Annotated in this window: 2 protein-coding genes; both read left to right on the plus strand. The window is 65.1% G+C overall.

Annotated features, from left to right (window positions below; genetic code table 11):
* Nucleotides 1-194 precede the first annotated feature (194 nt).
* Nucleotides 195-1,724, plus strand: coding sequence for an IS21 family transposase (gene istA / locus HHL26_RS23955; protein WP_169576920.1), 1,530 nt, complete (start codon nucleotides 195-197; stop codon nucleotides 1,722-1,724).
* An 11-nt stretch (nucleotides 1,725-1,735) separates the two neighbouring features.
* On the plus strand, nucleotides 1,736-2,476 hold the full coding sequence (istB, locus tag HHL26_RS23960; protein ID WP_169576921.1) for an IS21-like element helper ATPase IstB: 741 nt from the start codon (nucleotides 1,736-1,738) through the stop codon (nucleotides 2,474-2,476).
* Nucleotides 2,477-2,601 lie beyond the last annotated feature (125 nt).

Genomic DNA, 2,601 nt, shown 5'->3' on the forward strand with positions numbered 1-2,601 from the left:
TGCTGATTCCGAGGGAAACCGCCCCCTCATTCCGAAATGATGCCGCCCCCCTGTTCCGAGAATTACTCGCCCCCTGATTCCGAGATGATGTCGCCCCCTTGGCGGGGATGACGATGGAGGGCCGCTGCTGGGATTAGGTTTGCTTCCTTTGGGTTGTCCGAGGGAGGGAGCCGATGCCGGCGGAGCGATTGAGTATGCGACGGGTTCGCGAGATTTTACGATACCGGTTTGAGCAGGGGCTGGGTCACAAGGCGATTTCGTACCGGGTGGGCGCCGCGCCTTCGACAGTGCGCGAGACACTGAGGCGTGCAGCGGCGGCAGATTTGGCCTGGCCGCTGGGCGAGGATGTCAGCGATGCGGTGTTGGAGGCGGCGCTTTACCGCGCCGCGGGCACCAAGACCGGCCATCGCCGCTGTCCCGAACCGGACTGGGCGGCGATCCACCGCGAACTGAAGCGCAAGCATGTGACGCTGCAGATCGTGTGGGACGAATATATCGCGCAGCATCCGGAAGGCTATCGCTACAGCCGGTTCTGCGATCTCTATCGTGGCTGGGCGGCGAAGCTGCCGGTCACGATGCGGCAGACTCACGCCGCGGGCGAGAAGCTGTTCGTCGACTATGCGGGCGACAAGGTGGCTGTCGTGGTCGACCGGCTGACCGGCGAAATCCGCGACGCGCACATCTTCGTGGCGGTGCTGGGTGCATCGAGCCTGTCCTATGCCGAGGCGAGTTGGACCGAGACGCTCCCCGACTGGATCGCGGCGCATGTGCGGGCGCTGGAAGCGTTCGGCGGCGCGCCTGCCCTGTTCGTGCCGGACAATGCCAAGGTCGCGGTGATCAAGGCCTGCCTTTACGATCCGCAGGTCAACCGCAGCTATGCCGAGATGGCGGCACATTACGACAGCGCGGTGCTGCCGACCCGTCCTCGCCGACCGCGCGACAAGGCCAAGGTGGAAGCCTGCGTGCTGATTGTCGAGCGCTGGCTGTTTGGGCGTTTGCGACATCGAGTCTTCTATAGCCTGGCCGAACTCAACGCCGCGATCGGCGACCTGCTGGTCGACCTCAATGACCGCCGGATCATGCGCCGCGTGGGCCAGACCCGGCGCCAGCTGTTCGAGGCCATCGACAGGCCTGCGCTGAAGGCACTGCCGCTGGAACCCTATGTCTTCGCCGAATGGCGACGACGGCGCGCCGGTCTCGATTATCATGTCGAGATCGAACGGCATTATTACTCGGTCCCGTATCGCTTCGCGCGCGAGCCGGTCGAGGCGAGGATCACCGCGCGCACGATCGAGCTGTTCCACAAGGGCGAACGGATTGCCGCCCATATGCGCGGATCCGGCAATGGCCGGCACACGACGATATCCGAGCATATGCCGTCATCGCACCGGCGCTTCGCCGACTGGACGATCGAACGCATCGCCAAGGAAGCCGCCGCGATCGGACCATGTGCGACACTCCTGTGTGAGAAGGTCCTGACCGATCGCCCGCATCCCGAGCAGGGCTTCCGGGCCTGCCTGGGCATCGTGCGCCTGGTGAAGGGCTTCGGCCGAGACCGAGTCGAAGCGGCGTGCAGCCGGGCGCTCGATATCGGCGCACGCACCTATGGATCGGTCAGGTCGATCCTCGACAACCGGCTCGATCAGACGCCCGCGCCCAAGCCGGTGCGGGACGATCGGACGATCACCCACCCGAATATCCGGGGTTCCCGCTACTATCACTGAAGGAGATCATGATGCTTCAACATCCCACCCTCGACCGGCTGAACGCGATGGGGCTGGCCGGCATGGCCAGAGCGTTCGATGAACTGGCCGCCAATGCCGAAGCCGAGCGGCTCACCCATCCCGAATGGCTGGCGCTGCTGCTCGACCGCGAATGGAGCTTCCGGCACGACCGCAAGCTGGCCGCCCGGCTGCGGTTCGCCAAGCTGCGCCATCAGGCGACCCCCGAGGATGTCGATTATCGCAGCCACCGCGGTCTCGACCGGGGGCTGTTCCTCAAGCTCGTCGCCGGAGACTGGATCGCCGCTCGCGACAATCTCGTCATCTGCGGCCCGACTGGCGTCGGAAAATCATGGTTGGCCTGCGCGCTGGGCCATAAGGCCTGCCGCGACGACCGTTCGGTGCTGTATCAGCGGGTGCCCAAGCTGTTCGCCAGCCTGGCATTGGCCCGCGGCGACGGTCGCTACGCCCGCATCCTGGCGAAGCTCGGCAGCGTTCAACTCCTGATCCTTGATGACTGGGGGCTTGAACCACTCGACGCTCATGCCCGCCACGACCTCCTCGAAATCCTAGAAGAGCGCTATGGCCGCCGCTCGACGATCGTCACCAGTCAGTTGCCGATCGCGGCGTGGCACGAGGTGATCGGCGATCCGACCTATGCCGACGCCATCCTCGACCGGCTTGTCCACAACGCCCACCGCCTCGACCTCGACGGCGACAGCATGCGGCGGGCAAAATCCCTTCCAGAGGCTTGACGACCGCCGCGAACGAAACAACAACAGACGTAGCCAGCACGGCCCTGTCTCCGGGGGCGACATCATCTCGGAACAAAGGGGCGCAATCATCTCGGAAACGAGGGGCGGCTTCATCGGAATCGGCA

Source organism: Sphingobium sp. TB-6 (genome assembly GCF_012927365.1).
In the GTDB taxonomy this organism is placed as follows: Bacteria; Pseudomonadota; Alphaproteobacteria; order Sphingomonadales; family Sphingomonadaceae; genus Sphingobium.